This window comes from Patescibacteria group bacterium (assembly GCA_027858235.1).
Classification (GTDB): Bacteria; Patescibacteriota; Patescibacteriia; order Patescibacteriales; family BM507; genus BM507.
Genome location: JAQIDC010000011.1, coordinates 1 through 2980 on the forward strand (window position 1 = coordinate 1; position 2980 = coordinate 2980).

At 32.4% G+C, this 2980-nt stretch carries 2 protein-coding genes; both read right to left on the bottom strand.

Annotated features, from left to right (window positions below; genetic code table 11):
- Positions 1-126: 126 nt before the first annotated feature.
- Positions 127-780 carry a hypothetical protein gene (locus tag PF572_00755; GenBank protein ID MDA3839593.1) on the bottom strand — a complete coding sequence of 218 codons (654 nt, stop codon included), beginning with the start codon at positions 778-780 and terminating at the stop codon, positions 127-129.
- Between the two features lie 195 nt (positions 781-975).
- Complete coding sequence (locus PF572_00760) at positions 976-2661, bottom strand: ankyrin repeat domain-containing protein (protein ID MDA3839594.1); 1686 nt, start codon at positions 2659-2661, stop codon at positions 976-978.
- Between the last annotated feature and the right edge of the window lie 319 nt (positions 2662-2980).

Sequence of the window (2980 nt, forward strand, 5' to 3'; positions counted from 1 at the left end):
ATTGCAAGTTACGTAAGGGTTTGCGTGTGATTCTCTGTCATGGTAATGACGAGAGAATGAGCGGAAAACCGCTGCTTGCATACCACTGAACCCCTTATGGAATTTGCAAAATGTTACCAACCGTAATTATTTTATTATTAATCCATCCATTATTAAAATCCTTTTTGCAAAGTATTCATTGTTTTCGGATAATCCAATCATTAGTCCTTTTGAAAGCACCTCAGTCGATATGTTGCCAATTATTGATTTTGCGTCTAAATAATTAAAGATTAGAGAATCAGAATCTTTTATTGAGTCTAATGCAGGAAGAAATGAACTTTGATGTTTTGTCAAAAATTTCGGATTAGTTTTTATTTCTAAAATCATTGAATCAATATTGATTCCTCCATTTCTAATGATTGGAGTTATTTCTTCTACAACGTCGTTATCCGAATATTTGATTTTAAATGATAACCCGTCATACCAAACTGAATCAGGAAAAATCAAGTCATATTTTGGGAATATATTACAATCTGCATATTTTGAAATAATTGTTGAATCTATTCTCCAGATGTTATTGTAAGATTTTTTTGTCAAGTCATTTATATATGTCTCAAAAATTGAGGTTTTATTTGGATATTTTAAATCCAAAAAGGTATCAAAATCTGTTACAATCTCGTTTAATGCAGTTGTTTCTTTCTCTCCAAGAATTGTTTCAAATATTATAATTGAGTCAGTTTTATTTGTCTGATTACATGAGAATAAAAAGGAAATTAATATAAAAATGTAGAAGCGTTTCATCCTGGGGTTTTATGGTTGGTAACGGTGATTATAAGTTACGTGGCGGATTGCGGGTGATTTCCTGTCCGCATACGGACAAGGGGAACATGCGGCAATCCGCTGCTGGCGTACCACTTAGGCCGCCATGGAATTTATAAAATGTTAACGGCTGGGTTTTAATTTCATAACGAGTTATGTTATCAATATTAATCATTTTCATTGCTCTTTTTGTAGAATGATTTCTTGCATTTGCCATTTAAAAACTGTGATCTCAGGCAAAATATCTTTATACTCTTTAATGGTTTGATCAACCCTTTCCCATTCACCTTGTTTGTTATTCTCTGAAAAATGCGCCATGATAATGTGTTTTGGCTTCATATGTTTTTCAATAATTTGTATTCCTGGTGATTTGGAATTCCATAAATATCCTCGGTTTACAATAGCCAAATCAATATTCATTTCATTAATCCCAATAGAATCGTATTCTTGTATTCCACTCACTGCCAAACCTTGCTTCACAAAACCATCAGAATCTCCGGAATGAAATATTTTAAATCCATCCATATCAACTAAAAACCCTATGTTTTCTGCTTGACCATCTCTACCATCATGTCTTAATCTCAATATTTTCAGCTTAATATCATTAACAATGGTATCTGTTGATTGATATAATTCTGGTGCAATTCTAACAATATTTGTGGAATCTGTATTGAAGCTATCACATTCCATAATTGCTGCTGACGTTAAATTATTACAAACTACTTTCACAGTTTTATTATTTGATAAATATTCACCTAGCATGGGTGCTGAAAAATGATCCCCATCACTATGAGTTATCAATATAAGATCAAGAGAATTGAATGGAGGCTCAAAGTTATTCATCTTATTTACAATGTTTTCTGGAGTAGTTGAATAGTTATAATAACTTTCATCGAAAAGACCATCAATTAATATAGTTTTTGAAGCAGAGGAAATCAAAACCCCCATATTGGCGATATAGGTGACTTTTATTTCCGATTGTTTATTCCCATCTCCTGAAATTTTAATAATCTCTGGCTCTGAAAGTACACCACCTTTGCTTTCCAAAAAAGCAGCTATTTGAATGTAGCCTAAAGCCTGAGCTATATTAAGAGGTGTGCGATTGGTGCAATCAATGCTATTAATTTCAGCACCATTCTGTATTAATAATTTTGTAATATTAAGTTGGTTTAGTTCTACGGAATAATGCAAAGGAGTTCTGTTAAAACTATCCAACTTATTAATTTGTATATTTTTTGCAATAAGCAAGTCAGTCCATTTTAAATTTTTCCCTATTACGGCATTATGCAACAAACTTCGCCCATTGTTGTCAAAACCAGATAGAGAGGCTCCATTTTCTAAAAGTTTGTCTGCAATATCCTGCAAACTGTTTAACACAGCAGAATGAAGACAAGGATTAATCAATTCTTGTTCCTCGGGAAGTTTTGCATTTGCTTTAAGCAAAAGGTCAATCATTTCTTTTTTGTTATTCTCAATTGCATAAATTAAAGCTGTTTTATTTTCGAAATCGGTAACATTTACATCTATACTGTGGTTCAGAAAGACCTCAACAACAGTCAAGTTATTTTGCATAGCAGCTAAATGCAATGGCGTTCTACCATTCGTAAGACCTGCTTTATACATATCTGCTCCAGATTTTAAAAGAAATTCAACTATCGTGTCTTTTCCCCAATAGGAGGCATAAATTAAGGGGGTGCAGTCCCATTTAATAATAGAATCAACCAGGTTTGGATCTTCATGAATAAACTGCTTTACTTTTTCATATTCACTATCTTTAATAGACTTGAAAATATCCTGAGCATATATATAACAACTAAAAGCAAATAGAATAAGCGTTAGTAGGATTTTTGGAAAGGTTGTCATGTAAAGGTTTTGTTAAAATTATGGTTATTATTCTTGTTCAATCTCTGGTTAAACACAATTATTATTCCAATTATACTGTACTGAGTGCAGTGCGCTGTTTACCTTGCCGTTAACATTTGGGTAAAAACAATTGTGTTTATTCCTTTTATTAGTTGTTTTATATCATATAAATTGCGGTTGTAGGCAAACTGCAATAAAGCGATGGGTTCATTTCTGTGAACATTGGGCTGAAGTGTTATGGTGGGTTTATGGGGCACCGGCGTTTTATGTTTATATTCAGTATACTAAGCTAAAAATTATTGTTGAATAAAACAAATTA

Excerpts from the sequence above, each read along its gene's own strand:
- PF572_00755 (MDA3839593.1), bottom strand. The coding sequence starts at position 780 with ATGAAACGCTTCTACATTTTTATATTAATTTCCTTTTTATTCTCATGT.
- PF572_00760 (MDA3839594.1), bottom strand. The coding sequence starts at position 2,661 with ATGACAACCTTTCCAAAAATCCTACTAACGCTTATTCTATTTGCTTTT.